Source organism: Pantoea sp. 1B4 (assembly GCF_016925765.1).
Taxonomy (GTDB): domain Bacteria; phylum Pseudomonadota; class Gammaproteobacteria; order Enterobacterales; family Enterobacteriaceae; genus Pantoea; species Pantoea agglomerans.
On record NZ_JAEUWZ010000001.1, the window covers coordinates 2,811,949 to 2,830,052 of the forward strand.

At 56.1% G+C, this 18,104-nt stretch carries 14 protein-coding genes and 4 pseudogenes; 2 read left to right on the plus strand and 16 right to left on the minus strand.

Features of this window, described 5'->3' with window-relative positions:
• Positions 1 to 2: 2 nt before the first annotated feature.
• Positions 3 to 1,391, minus strand: a complete 1,389-nt coding sequence (gene dalD, locus JNO11_RS13490) for a D-arabinitol 4-dehydrogenase (RefSeq protein ID WP_010671449.1) — start codon at positions 1,389 to 1,391, stop codon at positions 3 to 5.
• Between the two features lie 195 nt (positions 1,392 to 1,586).
• Here dalD and JNO11_RS13495 point away from each other — a divergent pair.
• A pseudogene (locus JNO11_RS13495) lies at positions 1,587 to 2,533 on the plus strand (sugar-binding transcriptional regulator).
• 135 nt (positions 2,534 to 2,668) lie between these two features.
• Here JNO11_RS13495 and hisP read toward each other — a convergent pair.
• The 15 genes and pseudogenes from hisP to JNO11_RS13570 all read right to left on the minus strand — a co-directional run bounded on the left by hisP (position 2,669) and on the right by JNO11_RS13570 (position 17,033).
• A pseudogene (hisP, locus tag JNO11_RS13500) lies at positions 2,669 to 3,443 on the minus strand (histidine ABC transporter ATP-binding protein HisP).
• A gap of 8 nt (positions 3,444 to 3,451) precedes the next feature.
• Entirely contained in the window at positions 3,452 to 4,168 is a 717-nt protein-coding gene (locus JNO11_RS13505; protein WP_010258010.1) for an ABC transporter permease, read from the minus strand.
• Positions 4,161 to 4,850, minus strand: a complete 690-nt coding sequence (locus JNO11_RS13510) for a histidine ABC transporter permease HisQ (protein WP_010258006.1) — start codon at positions 4,848 to 4,850, stop codon at positions 4,161 to 4,163. Before JNO11_RS13510 ends, JNO11_RS13505 begins: the two co-directional genes overlap by 8 nt.
• 179 nt (positions 4,851 to 5,029) lie before the next feature.
• Positions 5,030 to 5,812: a lysine/arginine/ornithine ABC transporter substrate-binding protein ArgT gene (gene argT / locus JNO11_RS13515; protein ID WP_010258004.1), complete on the minus strand. Its 783-nt coding sequence runs from the start codon at positions 5,810 to 5,812 to the stop codon at positions 5,030 to 5,032.
• A 259-nt stretch (positions 5,813 to 6,071) separates the two neighbouring features.
• Entirely contained in the window at positions 6,072 to 6,641 is a 570-nt protein-coding gene (locus tag JNO11_RS13520; RefSeq protein ID WP_010258003.1) for a UbiX family flavin prenyltransferase, read from the minus strand.
• A 112-nt stretch (positions 6,642 to 6,753) separates the two neighbouring features.
• Positions 6,754 to 8,271, minus strand: a complete 1,518-nt coding sequence (gene purF / locus JNO11_RS13525) for an amidophosphoribosyltransferase (protein ID WP_010258001.1) — start codon at positions 8,269 to 8,271, stop codon at positions 6,754 to 6,756.
• A 37-nt stretch (positions 8,272 to 8,308) separates the two neighbouring features.
• The gene (cvpA, locus tag JNO11_RS13530; protein WP_003854265.1) at positions 8,309 to 8,794 is read right to left on the minus strand and encodes a colicin V production protein; all 486 of its coding nucleotides are present in this window, start codon (positions 8,792 to 8,794) and stop codon (positions 8,309 to 8,311) included.
• A 265-nt stretch (positions 8,795 to 9,059) separates the two neighbouring features.
• Positions 9,060 to 9,842, minus strand: a complete 783-nt coding sequence (dedD, locus tag JNO11_RS13535) for a cell division protein DedD (RefSeq protein WP_010257997.1) — start codon at positions 9,840 to 9,842, stop codon at positions 9,060 to 9,062.
• Positions 9,832 to 11,100, minus strand: a complete 1,269-nt coding sequence (gene folC / locus JNO11_RS13540; protein WP_062758703.1) for a bifunctional tetrahydrofolate synthase/dihydrofolate synthase — start codon at positions 11,098 to 11,100, stop codon at positions 9,832 to 9,834. Before folC ends, dedD begins: the two co-directional genes overlap by 11 nt.
• A 94-nt stretch (positions 11,101 to 11,194) precedes the next feature.
• Positions 11,195 to 12,109: an acetyl-CoA carboxylase, carboxyltransferase subunit beta gene (gene accD, locus JNO11_RS13545; RefSeq protein ID WP_010257992.1), complete on the minus strand. Its 915-nt coding sequence runs from the start codon at positions 12,107 to 12,109 to the stop codon at positions 11,195 to 11,197.
• Between the two features lie 144 nt (positions 12,110 to 12,253).
• On the minus strand, positions 12,254 to 12,916 hold the full coding sequence (locus JNO11_RS13550) for a DedA family protein (RefSeq protein ID WP_010257990.1): 663 nt from the start codon (positions 12,914 to 12,916) through the stop codon (positions 12,254 to 12,256).
• A gap of 29 nt (positions 12,917 to 12,945) precedes the next feature.
• Positions 12,946 to 13,749 (minus strand): tRNA pseudouridine(38-40) synthase TruA, encoded by an 804-nt coding sequence (gene truA, locus JNO11_RS13555; protein WP_045139793.1) that lies wholly within the window; start codon positions 13,747 to 13,749, stop codon positions 12,946 to 12,948.
• Positions 13,750 to 13,751: 2 nt separating this feature from the next.
• The gene (locus JNO11_RS13560; RefSeq protein ID WP_010257986.1) at positions 13,752 to 14,759 is read right to left on the minus strand and encodes an aspartate-semialdehyde dehydrogenase; all 1,008 of its coding nucleotides are present in this window, start codon (positions 14,757 to 14,759) and stop codon (positions 13,752 to 13,754) included.
• Between the two features lie 303 nt (positions 14,760 to 15,062).
• Positions 15,063 to 16,198: pseudogene (gene pdxB, locus JNO11_RS13565) on the minus strand (4-phosphoerythronate dehydrogenase PdxB).
• Between the two features lie 55 nt (positions 16,199 to 16,253).
• Complete coding sequence (locus tag JNO11_RS13570; RefSeq protein WP_033772307.1) at positions 16,254 to 17,033, minus strand: helix-turn-helix transcriptional regulator; 780 nt, start codon at positions 17,031 to 17,033, stop codon at positions 16,254 to 16,256.
• Between the two features lie 97 nt (positions 17,034 to 17,130).
• On the opposite strand from JNO11_RS13570, the pseudogene JNO11_RS13575 reads away from it, so the two are divergent.
• Positions 17,131 to 18,031 (plus strand): annotated as a pseudogene (locus JNO11_RS13575) (DMT family transporter).
• Positions 18,032 to 18,104: the final 73 nt, after the last annotated feature.

Consider the following 18,104-nt stretch of genomic DNA (forward strand, 5'->3'; position numbering starts at 1 on the left):
AATTACACCGCCGCCAGTTCAGGCTGTTTCAGCCACTGCTGCAAACTCGCAACACGGCGGGTGACTAATTCATGAAACGCCTTATCAGATGCCAGTTCCGCAAACAGCGCGCTATCACTCAGGTATGCATGGAGCGGATCGGCGCTGGCGAACTGCTTACGTAGCGTATCGACCTGTAGCGCACCGTCCTGATAGCAATAGGGTAAATTGTCATCGGCCCATCGCTGCATAAACAGGAAGAACAGTGCCGGAATCACCGCCGTTGCGGTGGGCTGCGCACCGCGCTGGTAGCACTGTTGCAGGGTTGGCGTCACCATGCCGGGAATTTTGGATAAACCATCGGCACCGACGCGCTGATTGGTATCTTTAATGTAAGGATTACTGAAGCGGGCCAGCACCACGTCACGATAATCCGCTAAATCAAGCGGGCTGGGAGACAGAGAAGGAATGACATCCTGGGTTACGTAGTCGTGAGCCAGTTGATAAATCGCCGGATGGCTGGTGCTCTCATCGATATAGTTCAGACCAATCAGTGTGCCCGCCCAGGCAATCGCAGCATGTGTCGCATTGAGGATGCGAATTTTCGCCTCTTCCCACGGCAGTACCGATTCCACCAGTTCAACACCGACCTTTTCCAGCGCCGGGCGCCCGGCAATAAAATCATCCTCAATGACCCACTGAATAAAAGATTCGGCCATTACTGCTGCGCCATCCTGTTTGCCGGTCGCCGCCTGCACGCGTTCTGCCACCTCCGGAGTAGGACGGGGTGTAATGCGATCAACCATGGTATTCGGTGAGCGGGTTTGCGTGCGCACCCAGTCGGCCAGCGCGGTATCGCCTTTGGCCGTAAGAAACGCCAGGAAGGCGTCACGGAAACGCTCACCATTGTGCCGCAGATTGTCGCAGTTCAGCAGCGTAACCGGCGGACCGCCTTGCGCAACACGCTGTGTCAGAATATGGCTGAGTGCGCCGTAGAGGGTGCGGATATCGCCACCCAGATCGGCCTTCACATCTGCCTGATTGAGATCCAGGGTAAACGCGGGCGTCAGGTAGTAACCCGCTTCGGTTACGGTAAAGCTAATCACACGTGTTTCCGCGCTGGCCCCCTGCTCGATCAACGCACTGATATCACTGTCCCAGGGCAAAATTTTGCGCAGCGAAGTGATGGTTTCGTAGTCGCGCTTACCTTCAGGCGTCACGGTTTCCAGCACATATTCTCCCTGCTGCGCCGCGAGCTGATTGAGCAGCGGCACTGCGTCATTACGGATATTGCCGAGCGCGATGCTCCAGCTTTCATCACCCTGCTCACGCAGTTTATGCAGATACCACGCCTGATGTGCACGATGAAAAGATCCCGCGCCGATGTGCATCCACACTGATTGGTTGTTCATAATCGCCTCATTTAAACATTTGCCACACCTAAGGGCATTTGCCCGATGACTTGTAGCATAGTGCCTATTACGAAGATCCTTCTGCGAGCTGAGTCACAAATAATATTTTTGCTCTCATTCCGGGCTTTTGCTCAGTTAGTGCTTTTCGACCCGCACGGCGTTAAGATGTCCCCTCAAATTCGACGGAACATCGTGATGAGCAGAGAAGAAAAAAAGCAGGAGCTGGCCGCACGTGCCGCATGGATGTATTACGTCGCAGGCGTGACACAGCAGGAGATTGCGCAGGCATTGGGATTGTCACGACAGGTAGCGCAGCGGCTGGTATCCAGTGCACGTGAAATGGGCATGGTGAACGTAAAAATTGATCATCCAGTCACACACTGTCTGCACTGGCGCGTGAGGTACAGGCGAAGTTTGGTCTGGATTTGTGCCGCGTTGTGCCATCTGCCAGTCTGAATGATGAGGCTATTCAACAAATGCTGGCAGTTGAAGGCGCGGCGGTGATGACACAATTCATCAATGAGGAAACGCCTCAGGTGTTCGGTATTGGTTCCGGTAAAACCCTGCGCTCAATGATTGATGCGCTACCCTGGGTTGATCGCCCGCAGCATCATTGCGTTTCCATGATTGGTGCCATCGCGCGGGATGATTCCGGTACACGCTATGACGTACCGTTGAAGATGGCCGAAAAGATGCAAGGTAAGTATTTCTTTATCCCAGCGCCCTTATACGCCGACACCCCAGAGGATAAAGCGATGTGGGTTCAGCATAAGGTTTACCAGCGCGTCATTGATCGCGCATTACAGGCGGACGTGGCTTTTGTGGGTATTGGCGAAGTGATGCCGGGCTGTCCTTTGAATGCCGAGGGATTCATCACAGATGCGCAGGTCGAGGCGCTAAATGGGCGCGGCGTGGTGGGCGAAATGCTCGGTCACTTTTTCAATCAGCAGGGTGAGCGGGTATGGGGCGAAACGGATGAGCTACTGACCAGCGTGCGACTGGAAAGCCGGACTCAGCGTAAAATTATTGGCTTTGCGGGTAGCGAGCGCAAGTATCCAGCAATCCGTGCCGCATTACAGGGCGGCTGGGTATCGGGACTGGTGACCGATGAGGATACGGCGCTGAAGCTACTGCAAAAGTGATATCTCAGCATGGATGCAGAGTGCGAGGGCAGAACGCAGAGATGACGCAAAATCTCAAACGCGGCTCGCACTTATTCTGCGCAGGGCACGTTACGCCGGTGCCCTGATTCCCTCGCCTTAACTAACATCTAACCGTTACTTCAGCGATCCCTTGAGGAACTGCTGTAAACGTGGGCTTTTCGGGCTGCCGAACAGTTCCGCAGGCGGTCCCTGCTCTTCGATTTTACCCTGATGCAGGAAAATGACATGGCTGGAGACGTGACGGGCAAACTCCATCTCGTGGGTCACGACCACCATGGTTTTGCCCTCCTCAGCCAGCTTCTGCATGATGCGCAGTACTTCCCCGACCAGCTCCGGATCAAGCGCCGAAGTGGGTTCGTCAAACAGCAACACCTCTGGCTCCATCGCCAGCGCGCGCGCAATCGACACACGCTGCTGCTGACCGCCGGAGAGGTGAACCGGATATTTTGCCTGTGCCCGCGCATCAATTCCGACTTTATCGAGGTATTTGATGGCACGCTCACGCGCCGCCGCTTTACTCAACCCCAGCACCTGAATCGGCGCTTCCATCACGTTTTCCAGCACGGTCATGTGACTCCACAGATTAAAGTGCTGGAACACCATGGTCAGGCTGGTACGTAACGCGCGCAGCTGCTCTTTGTCAGCCACTTTGAGCTGACCATCTTTGTCACGGACTAAGGTGATTTGTTGGTTATTCACCATGATGCTGCCTTCACTCGGTTTTTCGAGGAAGTTGATGCAGCGTAAAAAAGGTACTTTTCCCTGAGCCGGACGATCCAATGATACTGATCACATCGCCCGCTTTAGCAGTTAACGAGACCCCTTTCAGCACTTCATGTTCACCGTAACGCTTATGCAATTCGGTGACGCTTAATTTATTGTCAGCCATAGTTCTACTCAATGCGATGAAGAGGGTTTCACGTGGGCCAGCCAGCGACGTTCCGCCAGGCGGAACAGGCTGATCAACACGTAAGAGATAATCAGGTACAACACAGCCGCCAGACCAAAGGCGGTAAACGGCTGATAGGTCGCCGAGTTAATATCCCGCGCGATTTTCAGCAGATCCGGCACGGTGGCGGTGAAGGCCAGCGCCGTGGAGTGCAGCATCAGAATCACTTCGTTGCTGTAGGCCGGCAGTGCCGTACGCAGCGCCGATGGCAGGATAATGCAGCGATAGAGTTTAAAAGTAGAGAAGCCGTACGCCCGTGCCGCCTCAATTTCACCGTGTGGCACCGAGCGAATCGCACCGGCAAAAATTTCCGTGGTGTAGGCGCAGGTGTTGAGGGTAAAGGCGAGCAGGGTACAGTTCAGACCACTGCGGAAAAAGGCATTCAGCAGTTCAGTGCCTTTCACAATCTCCAGCGTGTACATGCCGGAGTAGAACACCAGCAGCTGCACATAGAGCGGCGTGCCGCGAAAGACGTAGGTGAAGAGCCAGACCGGAAAGCTGATAAACCGGTTAGGGGAAACCCGCGCTATCGCCAGCAGGATTGCCAGACATCCGCCAATGGTGACCGAGAGGATCAGCAGCCACAGGGTGATAGCTACACCGGTAAAACGATAACCGTCAGTCCAGAGCAGCGATTTCCAGTATTCCTGAATAATATCAATCATAACTCGCCCTCTTTACACCTACCGTATAGCGCCGGTTGAGCCACCACAGCACACCGTTTGACAGCGTGGTAAATACCAGATAAATCACACCGGCCACAATGGCGAAGTAGAACGGCTGCCAGGTACTTTTTCCTGCCAGCTGCGTCGCCTTCACCACATCTTCCAGCCCCAGCAGCGAGACCAGCGCGGTGGCTTTCAGAATCACCTGCCAGTTGTTGCCGATGCCTGGCAGCGCGTAGCGCATCATGGCCGGAAACAGAATGCGGCGGAACACCTGCGCGCCGGTAAAGCCAAACGCGGTTGCTGCTTCAATCTGCCCCTGAGGCACGGCCATAAAGGCGCCGCGGAACGTTTCGGTGAAGTAGGCACCATAGATAAAGCCGAGCGTGATGATACCGGCGACCATCGGGTCGATATCAAACTGCGCCATGCCCAGCGCATCGGTTATCTGGTTGAGGACAATCTGCAGACCGTAGAAGATCAGCAGCATCAGTACAAGGTCTGGCACGCCACGAATCAGCGTGGTGTAGCCTTCAAAAATCATCGCCAGTGGCCGGCTGCGCGACAGTTTCGCGCCTGCGCCAATCAGGCCCAGCAGCACTGCCAGCACGACGGAAGTGAGCGCCAGCTCCAGCGTCACCAGCGTGCCCCGAAGAATTACATCAGAATAGCCATACAGCATCGAGAGGGTCCTGTCGTGGGGTGAAAACGAAACGCTGCCCGCAAGCGAGACGGGCAGTTTAGCTTTACTTCTCTGTTGCAGATGCCATCCGCCATTAGCGGAAAAGAACCCGATTCTGCACCTGGCAGAACCGGCTCAGACCCGGCAAAACGGATACAGAGGGTAAAGCGACAGGATGGTTAGTCGCCGTACACGTTGAAATCGAAGTATTTCTTCGCAATCTTGTCGTAGGTGCCATCTTTACGCATGTCAGCAAAGGCTTTGTCGATGGCGGCTTTCAGTTCGCTGTCATCTTTACGCAGTCCCATGCCGGTACCGACGCCAAAAATCTTGTCATCTTTCACGGCCGGACCGGCGAAGGCGTAATTTTTACCGACCGGCTGCTTCAGAAATCCTTCGCTGGCCTGCACTTCATCCTGAAAGGCAGCATCAATACGACCGGCATTCAGATCCTGATAGACCAGATCCTGGTTTGCATAAGGCGTGACGTTCACCCCTTTTGGCCGCCAGTTCTGATTGGCGTAAGTTTCCTGCGTGGTGCCCTGCAGCAGACCGATATTTTTGCCTTTCAGCGACTCAATGGTCGGCTCAATTTTCGATCCCTTCGGCGCGACTAAACGCGCGTTAGCGGCGTAGAGTTTTTCCGAGAAGGCGATCTCTTCCTGACGTTTCGCTGTGATGGAAAGTGAGGAGATGATGGCATCAATTTTCTTCGCTTTCAGCGAAGGGATCAGCGCATCAAAGTCGCTCTCTACATAGGTACATTGGGTATGAATACGTTTACAGATTTCGTTAGCGAGATCGATATCGAAGCCCACTAACTTGCCTTGCGCGTTTTTCGACTCAAACGGTGGGTAAGTTGGATCTGTGCCGATACGGATTGAACCCGGAACCGCCGCGAAAACGCTGGCAGCACTGGATAAGCCCAGCATCAGGGAAAGAGCCAGAACACGCTTTTTCATAGATTACCCTCAAGTGAAGTGCTTTTTGTTATGTGGTTCGTGATGTGTTTGCGCAAAGTAATTTGCATGTTTCATGCCAGTTCTGCAAGTTAACCACGCTGTTAGCGTGATGTCAGACAGGCGAAAACGCTGTGTTTGTGAGGGGAATATAGCAGTGAAGTAAAAGAGAAAAAGCGACGTTGTTAACTTTTGGTGCGTCAAATGCACGAAGAGTGATCCGAGGCGCGCTTATGCACTAAATAAGTGCGCCAGCGGAACTTTATGCACCCTGCCAGCGCGTGAAGAGATCTTCCGATAATTCGATATCAAACTGGTCGATCACCCGGTTAACGGTCTGATCGATCAGCTGATCGATCGTTTCAGGCCGATGATAGAATGCCGGCACGGGTGGCATAATAATGGCACCCAGCTCTGCGGCAGTGGTCATCATTCGCAGATGGCCAACATGCAGCGGGGTTTCGCGAACGCACAGCACCAGCTTACGCTGCTCTTTTAACACCACGTCAGCCGCACGGGTCAGCAACGAGTCACTGTAACTGTGGACGATGCCAGAGAGCGTTTTCATTGAGCAGGGTAAAATCGCCATGCCCAGCGTTTTAAACGATCCAGATGAGATATTTGCTGCAATATCGCGCACGTCATGCACCACATCGGCCAGCGCCTGCACGTCACGCAGCGAATAATCGCTCTCCAGTCCCAGCGTCTGACGCGCCGCCTGACTCATGACCAGATGCGTTTCTACTTCTTCCACCTGCTGCAACACCTGCAGCATGCGCACGCCATAGATCACCCCGCTTGCGCCAGAGATGCCAATGATGAGTCGTTTCATATTCCAACCTTATTTCAGCCAATGGGCCATCATACGCGGCCTGCGGGTTTCTGAAAACAAACAGGGCGGGATTGCTCCCGCCCTGTTTTATGCTGCCCGCCTGCTGAAAGTATCAGCCTTCGTTGTGCAGCTCGAGGTTTTCGACTTCGTTCTGCCGCTGAAGCGCTTTGGCATCATCATTACGCAGCGACTCAAGATACTCCAGATATTGCTGATCGACATCTTTCGTCACGTAAATGCCGTTGAACACCGAGCACTCAAATTGTGCAATGTCCGGATTCTCTTCGCGAACCGCTTCGATCAGATCGTCCAGATCCTGGAAGATCAGCGCATCGGCTTTAATCAGCTGGCGAATCTCTTCCACTTCACGGCCATGCGCAATCAGTTCCGTGGCGCTGGGCATATCGATACCGTAGACGTTCGGGAAACGAATTTCCGGCGCCGCTGACGCCAGATAAACCCGTTTTGCGCCCGCTTCACGCGCCATCTCAATAATCTGCTCTGAGGTGGTACCGCGAACAATAGAGTCATCCACCAGCAGCACGTTTTTATCACGGAATTCGGCGCGGTTAGCGTTGAGCTTGCGGCGCACCGCGCTGCGGCGTAACTGCTGGCCCGGCATGATAAAAGTACGGCCAACGTACCGGTTCTTCACGAAGCCCTGGCGATAGGGTTTGTCGAGAATACGTGCAATTTCCAGCGCGATATCGGTGGAGGTTTCAGGAATCGGAATCACAACGTCGATATCGAGATCTTCCCACTCGCGCGCAATTTTCTCACCCAGCTTGGTGCCCATACGAACACGGGCGCTGTAGACCGAGATTTTGTCGAGGAAGGAGTCCGGACGCGCAAAATAGACATACTCGAACAGGCACGGATTGCTTTTCGGATTTTCAGCGCACTGGCGGGTAGACAGCTGGCCCGCCTCAGTCACATAAACCGCTTCACCTGGTGCAACGTCACGGATGAACTCAAAGCCCAGCGTATCCAGCGCCACGCTCTCGGAGGCGACCATATATTCGGTGCGGCCATCAGCGATAACGCGCTTGCCCAGCACCAGCGGACGGATACCGTTAGGATCACGGAAGGCGACCATACCGTGGCCGATAATCATCGACACCACCGCATAGGCACCGCGCACCTGCTGATGCACGGCAGCAACCGCAGCAAAGATGTTGTCGGCTGTCAGCGGATCGTTTTGAAAACGATCTAACTCCTGCGCAAAGATGTTCAGCAGGATTTCAGAATCTGAGGTGGTATTAACGTGACGGCGGCCCTTTTCAAACAGGTGCTTACGCAGCACGTGGGCGTTGGTCAGGTTACCGTTGTGCGCCAGGGTGATGCCATACGGGGAGTTTACATAGAATGGCTGCGCTTCAGAGGCACTGGAGCTTCCCGCGGTTGGATAACGCGCGTGACCGATCCCCATATTGCCCTGCAGACGCTGCATGTGGCGTGCTTCGAAAACGTCGCTGACCAGGCCGTTTGCCTTTCGCAGGCGAAAACATTTCAGCGCATCGATAGTACAAATGCCTGCGGCATCCTGCCCGCGGTGCTGGAGCACCGTTAACGCGTCATAGATCGACTGGTTGACCGGCATGAAACCGGTGATACCGACAATACCGCACATGTTGTCATTTCCTCATTAAGCCGCACTCCCGGTCACATCACCGGGGTAAAAAACTCGACGTGCTTTTCAGGTAATCAAAAAACCACCTGATTATATAACTGAACTCGGGAATGAGTTGAGACTGTTGCCAGTCCGGACTTTTGGAAAACCCAGTGAATGTATCGAGGAAGAACAGCAAAGCGGCTACGATCAGCACACCACGCAATGCCCCGAAACAGACGCCCAACACCCGGTCGGTTCCCGACAGGCCGGTTTTTTCCACCAGCGTGCCGATAACGTAGTTCACAATGGCCCCCACAATCAGGGTCGCCACAAACAGCACACCGATGGCGATACCGTTACGAACCAGTTCGTCGTCAAAACCTGTAAACCAGACTGCAAGGTAGGCGTAGTAATGACTGGCGACAAAAAACGCGCATCCCCAGGTAACAAGAGATAAGGCTTCACGGACAAACCCACGGACCAGGCTGACCAGAGCCGAAAAACCAACTACCGCAATAATGACGTAATCAATCCAGATCATGAACTCTTCCAGCGCCAGTGCAATTGCACCCCTGCATCCAGTTCGGGGCGCATTCTAACAGAAAAAGAAAACGTTTGCGTAGCGGTTTTCTTTTTCTGCATCCATAAAAAAAGGCGATGAAAAAAAACGCTATCGCCCGGGTGATTCTCAGCCGGACAGGCCGTTGAAAATCGTCAATTTTTTCGCGGCAGCGCGCATTAAACGCGCTGCCTGAGGGGTAAAAGACGCTGCCTGTTACTGCTATCGGCAGCGCCAATCGCCCGTTTTAGCGGGCGCTGTAGGGTTTCACGACACCGCCCAGTCCTGAGATACTTTTCAGCTCGCCAACCGCACTCTGCATTTTGGCTTTCGACGCATCAGGCCCAACGTAAATGCGGGTGATCTGACCCTGTACCGGCGTTGAAGGCACGGTAAAGGCGCGATAGCCCGACAGCCGCAGTTGCGCGACAATCTCATTCACTTTGCTGGCGTTTTTCAGCGCACCTAACTGCACCACATAAGCCTGCCCTGCCGGCGCTGTCGTCTCTGCCGTTTTCGGCGGCTCTTCCTGCTTCGGCTGTTCGACCACTTTAGGCTGTTCAACCGGTTTAGGTTTAGGCTGCTCCACGACTTTTGGCTTCTGCTGTTCGACCGGCTTCTGCTTAGGCTGCTCTGTTACTTTCGGTTTCTGCTGCTCAACGACCTTCGGCTTCGTCACCGTCTGTGCGGGCACAGACTGATGGACCGGCGGCGGCGAGACCACTACCGGATCGCTCTCGTCTTCCGGTTGAGTCCGACCCTGCTCTGCTGTAGCGTTGGTTTTACCGTTGCCATTGCTGCTGCTGACCGCATTGCCCGCGCCTTCCGGCGGCTGTGCCGGCAGCGACTGGGTTACCGGCGGCACCATTTCGCTGTCCTGCTGATCGTCAGGTTTCGGCACCAGCGGAATGGCGGCAAACTCCTCTTTGTAATGCTTTTTCTGACCATCCAGCAGCCCTGGCAGCACAATCACGCCAACGGCGACCAGAATAACGGTGCCGACTAAACGGTTCTGAAACTTACTTGCCACGTCCTTTCTCCGTTTCAATCGATTCCATGACCTGTGCAACGGTGTGGAATGAACCACAGACCAGCACAATGTCCTGCGGCGCTGCCCGCTGGCGTGCCTGCTGCCAGGCGAGCTCAACCGAACTAAAAGCCTCGCCCTGCGAAAGGTTGTTCAGCAGTTGCTCAGCACTGGCGCCGCGCGGACCCTCGAGGGGCGCGCAGTACCAGGCATCGACCACCGGTGCCAGCGCCGCCAGCGTTCCGGCGATATCTTTATCATGCAGCATGCCCACCACGGCGTGCACTTTGCCGCGTTTCGGCAGTGACGCCAGCCGCGACGCCAGATACGCTGCCGCATGCGGGTTATGGGCGACATCCAGAATAACGCGCGGTGATTCGCTGAGGGTCTGAAAACGGCCTGGCAGCATCGCCAGCGGCAGGCTGGCGCGAATCTGCGCCTCACTGACCTCAAGCCCGGAGACCCGCAGCGCCACCAGCGCGGTCGCCGCGTTAGGCAGCGGCACCTGCGGCAGCGGCAGATCGTTCAGCTCACCCGTCGCATCACGCAGTGACCAGCTTTCTGCCTGCGCATGCCACGACCAGTCACGGTTGCGCTGCAACAGCTGCGCACCTTTTTCCTGTGCGACCACGGCAATACTCTGCGGCATATCTGGTTCACCCACTACCGCAGGTTTCCCCGCCCGGAACACACCGGCTTTTTCACGCCCGATGCTTTCGCGATCCGGACCAAGCCAGTCGGTGTGATCGAGTGCAATGCTGGTGACCACCGCGACATCGGCATCCACGATGTTTGTCGCATCCAGCCGTCCGCCGAGGCCGACTTCGAGGATAACGACATCCAGCTGCGCCTGGCGGAACAGATTCAACGCGGAGAGCGTGCCAAATTCAAAATAGGTCAGCGAAATATCTGCACGTCCGGCTTCAATCTCCGCAAAACTGGCGCAGTGCTGCGCTTCACTCAGCTCCTCTCCCTGAACCCGAACGCGCTCGGTATAGCGCACCAGATGCGGTGAGCTGTACACGCCAACGCGGTAGCCCGCGGCGATCAGCAGCGTTTCCAGGGTGCGACAAGTGGTGCCTTTGCCATTAGTACCGGCCACGGTAAAGACAAAAGGAGCGGGTTTCAGCAGGTCGAGACGAAGCGCAACCTGACGAATACGGTCCAGACCCAGTTCAATGGCCTGAGTATGCAGGTGCTCAAGATAATAAAGCCACGTGGCCAAAGGCGACGTGGCTTGGGGAAGGTGAAGATTGTCCATATGTCCCGTTTTGCTTATTTATACCTGGCAGGCTGCTGCTGCGGTATACGGTGCATTGGTAAGAGGTGCTTTGGACGCACCTCTCTATCTCCTGTCAGGCCTCGTTGCTTTCCGATTCAGTCGTCGCCGGAGCGGACTGTTCACCGTCATGCAGCGGTGCCGGCAGGTTCATCATTTTTGCCAGCAGGCTTGCCAGTTTGTAGCGCATTTCCGGACGGCGAATGATCATATCAATCGCGCCCTTTTCAATCAGGAACTCACTGCGCTGGAAGCCCGGCGGCAGTTTTTCACGCACGGTCTGCTCAATAACGCGTGGGCCGGCAAAGCCAATCAGTGCTTTAGGTTCCGCGATATTGAGGTCGCCCAGCATGGCAAAACTGGCCGAAACACCACCCATAGTCGGGTCAGTCAGCACGGAAATATAAGGCAGACCGCGCTCACGCATTTTTGCCAGTGCCGCACTGGTTTTCGCCATCTGCATCAGCGACTGCAGCGCTTCCTGCATACGCGCCCCGCCGCTGGCGGAGAAGCAGATCAGCGGGCAGTTATCTTCTAACGCCTGCTCAACCGCACGTACAAAACGCGCACCGACCACTGAGCCCATTGAACCGCCCATAAAGGCAAATTCAAAGGCTGCCGCAACAACCGGCATGCCGTGCAGCTGACCTTTCATGACCACCAGCGCATCTTTCTCACCGGTGTCTTTCTGGGCCGCGATCAGACGATCTTTGTACTTTTTGGAGTCACGGAACTTGAGCAGATCTTTAGGTTCAAGTTCACTACCCAGCTCAACCATCGTGCCCTGATCGAGGACACTGCCGAGGCGCTCACGGGCGTGCATCCGCATGTGATGGTCACACTTCGGGCAGACCTCAAGATTACGCTCCAGCTCGGCGCGGTAGAGCACCTGACCACAGCTGTCACACTTGGTCCAGACCCCTTCCGGGATACTGGCTTTGCGCACAGGCGTTCCGGTGCTTTTATTAAGAATGCGTTCAATCCAGCTCATTGATGACCTTTCTGTTTAAAACTGACCTGGTCCAGTCGTCTTGATACTGCTGAAAACCGCTTCAGCAGACGGTAAATGTCGCTCATTAAACCACAACCTGTTCAGACTGTGGATAAAAATCTGGTCTTACCCCTGAGCGCAGCCTTACGGCTGCTTCTGCTGCTTAGCCTGACGGCGATGACGCCAGACTTCAATCACACCTGGCAGAATCGAGACCAGGATAATGCCCACAATCAGCAGCTTCAGGTTTTCCTGCACCACCGGCAGATCGCCAAACAGGTAGCCGGCATAGGAGAACAGCAGCACCCAGAGCAGCGCACCCGTTACGTTGAACAGCGCGAAGTGGCGATAGGACATATGGCCCATACCGGCAACAAACGGCGCAAAGGTTCGCACGATCGGCACGAAGCGCGCCAGGATAATGGTTTTTCCACCATGACGGGCATAAAACGCATGGGTTTTATCCAGATGGCTGCGACGGAAAATCTTCGAGTTCGGGTTACTGAACAACCTTTCGCCAAACAGGCGGCCAATGGTGTAGTTCACTGCGTCGCCCAGAACCGCGGCCACCACTAATAATGCCACCATCACATGCACATTAAGATCGTTACCCGGCAACGCCGCCAGTGCGCCCGCCACAAACAGCAACGAGTCACCCGGCAGGAAGGGCGTCACCACCAGACCGGTTTCGCAGAACAAAATCAGGAACAAAATAGCGTAAATCCAGATACCGTACTGTGCAACCAGTTCGGCAAGATGCACATCAATGTGCAGAATAAAATCAACCAGAAAATGGAGAAACTCCATGGCGCGCCCTTTTAAGTCCTGAAAGTGAATTAATCCGCGAGGAACAACGGTCCCATCGACGGCTGTGGTAACGCAAAGTGGGATGGGTAATCCACCGCCACCAGATACAACCCCTCTGCCCGGGCTGTGGCTGCGGCTAATGTCCGATCCTTCGCCGCCAGCAGCGTTGCCATCCATGACTCCGGCTTATTGCCGCAGCCTATCTCCATCAGGCTGCCCACGATATTGCGCACCATGTGATGCACAAAGGCATTGGCTTTGATATCCACAATCACGTAGGGACCCTGACGCGTCACGTTGAGGTGAATCACGTTGCGCCACGGTGTACGCGACTGGCACTGCACCGCGCGGAATGAGGTGAAATCATTCTCGCCTAACAAACATTGCCCGGCTCGCTGCATTTTCTCTGCATCCAGAGGATGGTAAAAGTGCGTCACGCCCTGCGCCAGCACCGCCGGACGCAGACGCTGATTGTAGATCAGGTAGCGATAGCGTCGGGCCGTGGCGCTGAAGCGGGCATGAAATTCATCCGGCACCGCTTTCACCCAGCGCACCGCAATATCCGGCGGCAGATTAGCGTTGACGCCCAGCGTCCAGGCGCCATCAGGCCGCTGCGAGGTGGTCTCGAAATGGACCACCTGCCCCGTCCCGTGTACGCCTGCATCGGTGCGGCCAGCACAAAAAATGCTGACCGGATGATCGGCGACTTTCGACAGCGCGCGCTCAACCTTCTCCTGCACGCTGCGGACTTCATTCTGACGCTGCCAGCCGTAGTAATGGCTGCCGTCATACTCGATGCCGAGCGCCAGTTTTTGCGTCTGACCATCGGACATGGTTACAGATACTCCTGAACCAGTTTCTCAGCGGTTTTCACCGCCATCAGTGCGCCGCCAAAACGAATGTTGTCCGCCACTGACCAGAACTGCAGCAGTTCCGGGATACCGTAGTCGTTGCGCACAGCGCCGATGCTCAGTTCGCCGTTGCCTGAGGCATCCGTGACCGGCGTCGGCACTTCATCCTCTTCGCTCAGACGAATATCTGACGCCAGCGCCAGTTCGGCACGCGCTTCTTCCGCAGAGAGCGGGCGCAGGTTTTCGATATGCACAATCTGCGCATTACCGTAGAACACCGGAGCCTGTACGCTGCTGACCGCGATTGGTAAGCCTTCGTCCTGCAATACCTTACGCACCTGATCAATCAGGCGACGCTCACTCTCCACGCTGCCTTCTGCGTCGGCCTGTTGTGGCATCAGGTTAAACGCCAGCTGACGACCAAAATGGTGTTCATCGGCCGGAAGACCGTTCAGCAGGCGGGCACTTTCCCCGGCCAGCGCATCAACAGCCACTTTGCCGTAGCTGGAGACTGAGATCAGGTTAGTCACCTGTAAACGACTCAATCCGGCCGCATCCACCAGCGGTTTAATTGCGGTCAGCAGCTGGCTTACCAGGTTATCCGCCACGCTGATGATGTTGCGATTGCGATAATCTGCCAGCACCTGCGGATTCACATCCGGCACCACCAGCGGCACATCGGGTTCCAGCGCAAACAGCTCGCTGCTGTCGATCACCAGACAACCGGCATTGGCCGCTTCCTCGGCAAAGCGCGCCGAGGCGTCACGTCCCGCCACGAAAAAGGCCAGCTGCGCCTGTGACCAGTCGAACGTCTCCGCATTTTCGACCCGCACCGAGCGGCCTTCGAAACGTTTGATTTCGCCCGCGCTGTTTTCGCTGGCCAGCAAATATAATTCACCAACCGGGAACTGGCGTTCCGCCAGCAGTTCCAGTACAGCGTTCCCTACTGCGCCTGTCGCGCCAAGTAGCGCAATATTCCAGCCGTCAGACATGTTGGTTTACTCCAGACAATGACATAAAAACAGAAGGCGGTGATATTCACCGCCCAGGGATTCAGATTTATCCCCGTCGTCTTTCACGTTGCATCTTTGTTGGCTGTGTTCACTCACCCGAATCACTTACCTGAGTAAGCTCATCGGGATTCGTTCTCTTGCCGCCTCAATGCAACCCGAAATCCATTGGGTATATCCCCCCCAGAACCCGCCGTCATGCAGACATGCCAGCAGCGCGCGCCTTCCGTTCACTGATTAATTCAGTGCAGAAATCGCGCCAGGGCGCCTGACCTGCAGCGCCCGCTATTCCGGGGAAATGATTGCGTTAAAGCCCAGCTGGTTCAGCAGCTCAGCGGTTGTGGCGTCATCGCAGTTCACCTGCAGCGATGACCACTCGCGGCGCTCCTGATACTGCTTGCGCAGGCGATCAAACTCGCCGGGTTTCGCCGCCACTTTACGCAGGGGGGGCATCATCGCGGCGCACATCATACACCAGATGCGCCAGGCGTTTCAGCGTTGGCTGATCCAGCGGGCCATTCAGGGTGATTTCACTGAATTCCGGCACCGGCAGTAAGGTACTGAGCGGCACCTGCTGCGGCTGACCAATAAAGTCGCACCAGGCTTCAAACACCTGGGTAGTGCCGCGCGCTTTGCCTTCCAGCGTGTAGCCCGCGATGTGCGGCGTGGCGATGTCGACCTTATCCAGCAGCGCCAGCGACAGATCCGGCTCCGGCTCCCAGACATCCAGCACGACGCTAAGATCGTGCCGCATTTTCAGCACCTCCAGCAGCGCGCTGTTGTCCACCACCGGGCCGCGACAGGCGTTGATCAGAATAGTATTAGGCTTTAGCGCCATCAGCAGCGCCGCATCCGCCAGATGCCAGCTTTTATACGGGCCCTCTTTAAACAGCGGCGTATGGAACGTCAGAATATCAGCCTGCTCTGTCACAGCCTCCAGCGACAGGAAATCCCCCCTCGTCACCGCGATCGGCACGCGGCGGATCGCACAGCAGGGTTTTGATGCCCCAGGCCTCAAGACGCTTTTGCAGTCGCCCACCGACGTTACCGACGCCAACGATGCCGACAGTGCGGTCACGCAGCTGGAAACCATCGCGTTCCGCCAGCAGCAGCAGCGCAGAGAAAACATATTCCACCACCGCAATGGCGTTACAGCCGGGTGCGGCAGAGAACGCAATGCCCGCCTGCTGCAGCCAGTTCTCGTCGACATGATCGGTGCCCGCCGTGGCGGTTCCGACAAATTTCACCGGCTTTCCTGCCAGCAGGGCCTCATTAACCTGGGTGACTGAGCGCACCATCAGGCCATCGGCATCGGCCAGTTCAGCCACCGGCAGCGGACGCCCCGGCACCGCGACCACGTCGCCGGTAAGGCTGAATAGCTCACGGGCATAAGGCATATTTTCATCGACCAGAATTTTCACCACGGCTTTCCTGTCAGTTACATATCAGGCAATTATTCTGGCACAAAGCGACGCGTTAGCCTAACCGTGCACGGTAGCGTTCGGGCGTGGTTCCCGCCTGTTGCTGGAACATCACAATCAGTGCCGAAGCTGAACTGTATCCCAGCTCATGGGCGATGCTTTGCACGCTTTCCCCCTGCTCCAGCAGCACAATGGCGCGCAGAAACCGCAGCCGCTGCCGCCACTCGCCAAAGGTCATATGAAGCTGCTGCTGGCAGCGACGCGCCAGCGTCCGTTCGGTGGTAAAGACCCGCGCCGCCCAGCCTGCCAGCGTGGTGTTATCGCCCGGATGCGCTTCCAGCGCATGTAACACCGGCGCCAGAAATTTATCGTCAGAGGTGGGCAGATAACTCTCCTGTACCTGCGCCAGCTGCAGGCGATCGCGCAGCACCTCGCACAGCCGCCACTGCGCATCCGTTTCGGGTTGCTCGATTTGCTGCTCAGCAAACTCATCCAAAATGGCGTGTGCAATGGGATCGACCAGCAGCAGGCAGGCGCGCCGGGGCAGATCGGCGCATAATGGGGCCGCCAGATTAAAGGTACGGAACTGTGCCTGACGATGGTTATAGCTACTATGAAGCTGACCCGGTGGGATCCAGACCGGAATATCTGCCGGTGTCAGCAATCGCTCACCCTCGACCTGCATCTCCAGTACGTGGCTTTTCACCATAATGAGCTGACCCCAGGCATGCGCATGCGGCAAATATTCGGTGCGGGCATTGGCCTGCTCATAACGCATAAAGTAGCGCAGCTGCGGCGCGTCAAGGGGCGGCTGGTAGATCACTTTCAGGGTCATTCTGTCCGCTCCACAACTAATTTTGTCCGATATTAACTATCTGAATAAATCCGGACAAGCGTACACTGCGCCTCATTATGGCGTGTGGAGAGTCAGCATGTTTTTCCTGTACCCGCTCTTTGCGGTAATAATCTGGTCGATCAACTCAATTGTCAGCAAACTCTCGGCGGATGCGATCGATCCGGCGGCGATCTCATTCTACCGCTGGTTACTGGCGCTGCTGGTGCTGACGCCCTTTGTGCTGCCCGGCGTGTGGCGCACGCGTCAGGTCATTAAACCGCACCTCTGGCGGCTGGCGATCCTTGGCCTGCTCGGCATGGTGCTCTATCAGAGTCTCGCCTACTACGCAGCACAAAGTGTCAGCGCACTCTTTATGGGCATTATCGGCGCCCTCATCCCCCCTGCTCACCGTGCTGCTGAGCGTGGTGATCCTGCGGATTGCGCCGACGCTGGGCATCCTGCTTGGCAGCATCATCTCCTTTACCGGTCTGGTGTGGCTGGTCAGTGAGGGTAACGTGATGCAGCTGCTGAATCATGGCCTGGGCAAAGGTGAACTGCTGATGCTGGCCGCCTCCGCCGCCTATGCGCTGTATGGCGTGCTGACACGGCGCTGGGCACTGCCGCTGCCGATCTGGCAAAGTCTGTATGTGCAGATTTTATTCGGTGTCGTGCTGCTGTTGCCTGGCTTTCTGCTGGCCCCCGAGGTGGCGCTTAACCGGCACAACCTGCCGCTGGTGGCCTTTGCCGGTCTGTTTGCTTCGATCATCGCGCCGTTCCTGTGGATCCACGGTGTGCAGCGTCTGGGTGCCAGCACCACCAGTATCTTTATGAATCTGATCCCGGTACTTACCGCGGTGATCGCGGTGATTTTCCTGCATGAGCAACTACACAGTTACCACTGGATTGGCGGTGGTCTGACGCTTGGCGGTGTGATACTGGCGCAGCGGCTGCGTACCCCCTTATCCCGCCGTAAACCGGTGAGCCACCCACAGGCCTGAATAGCGCGGCTGTGGCGAGTGAGGGTGCTGTTGAGGATGGCAGTGAAGAAAGGCTACAGCTGAAGCGTAAATC

Bases quoted from the DNA above. Each gene is read 5' to 3' on its own strand.
- JNO11_RS13570 (WP_033772307.1), bottom strand. From the start codon at position 17,033: ATGACCCTGAAAGTGATCTACCAGCCGCCCCTTGACGCGCCGCAGCTG.
- JNO11_RS13505 (WP_010258010.1), bottom strand. From the start codon at position 4,168: ATGATTGATATTATTCAGGAATACTGGAAATCGCTGCTCTGGACTGAC.
- purF (WP_010258001.1), bottom strand. From the start codon at position 8,271: ATGTGCGGTATTGTCGGTATCACCGGTTTCATGCCGGTCAACCAGTCG.
- JNO11_RS13560 (WP_010257986.1), bottom strand. From the start codon at position 14,759: ATGTCTGACGGCTGGAATATTGCGCTACTTGGCGCGACAGGCGCAGTA.
- folC (WP_062758703.1), bottom strand. From the start codon at position 11,100: ATGGACAATCTTCACCTTCCCCAAGCCACGTCGCCTTTGGCCACGTGG.
- JNO11_RS13510 (WP_010258006.1), bottom strand. From the start codon at position 4,850: ATGCTGTATGGCTATTCTGATGTAATTCTTCGGGGCACGCTGGTGACG.
- dalD (WP_010671449.1), bottom strand. From the start codon at position 1,391: ATGAACAACCAATCAGTGTGGATGCACATCGGCGCGGGATCTTTTCAT.
- JNO11_RS13550 (WP_010257990.1), bottom strand. From the start codon at position 12,916: ATGGAGTTTCTCCATTTTCTGGTTGATTTTATTCTGCACATTGATGTG.
- cvpA (WP_003854265.1), bottom strand. From the start codon at position 8,794: ATGATCTGGATTGATTACGTCATTATTGCGGTAGTTGGTTTTTCGGCT.
- accD (WP_010257992.1), bottom strand. From the start codon at position 12,109: ATGAGCTGGATTGAACGCATTCTTAATAAAAGCACCGGAACGCCTGTG.
- JNO11_RS13520 (WP_010258003.1), bottom strand. From the start codon at position 6,641: ATGAAACGACTCATCATTGGCATCTCTGGCGCAAGCGGGGTGATCTAT.
- truA (WP_045139793.1), bottom strand. From the start codon at position 13,749: ATGTCCGATGGTCAGACGCAAAAACTGGCGCTCGGCATCGAGTATGAC.
- argT (WP_010258004.1), bottom strand. From the start codon at position 5,812: ATGAAAAAGCGTGTTCTGGCTCTTTCCCTGATGCTGGGCTTATCCAGT.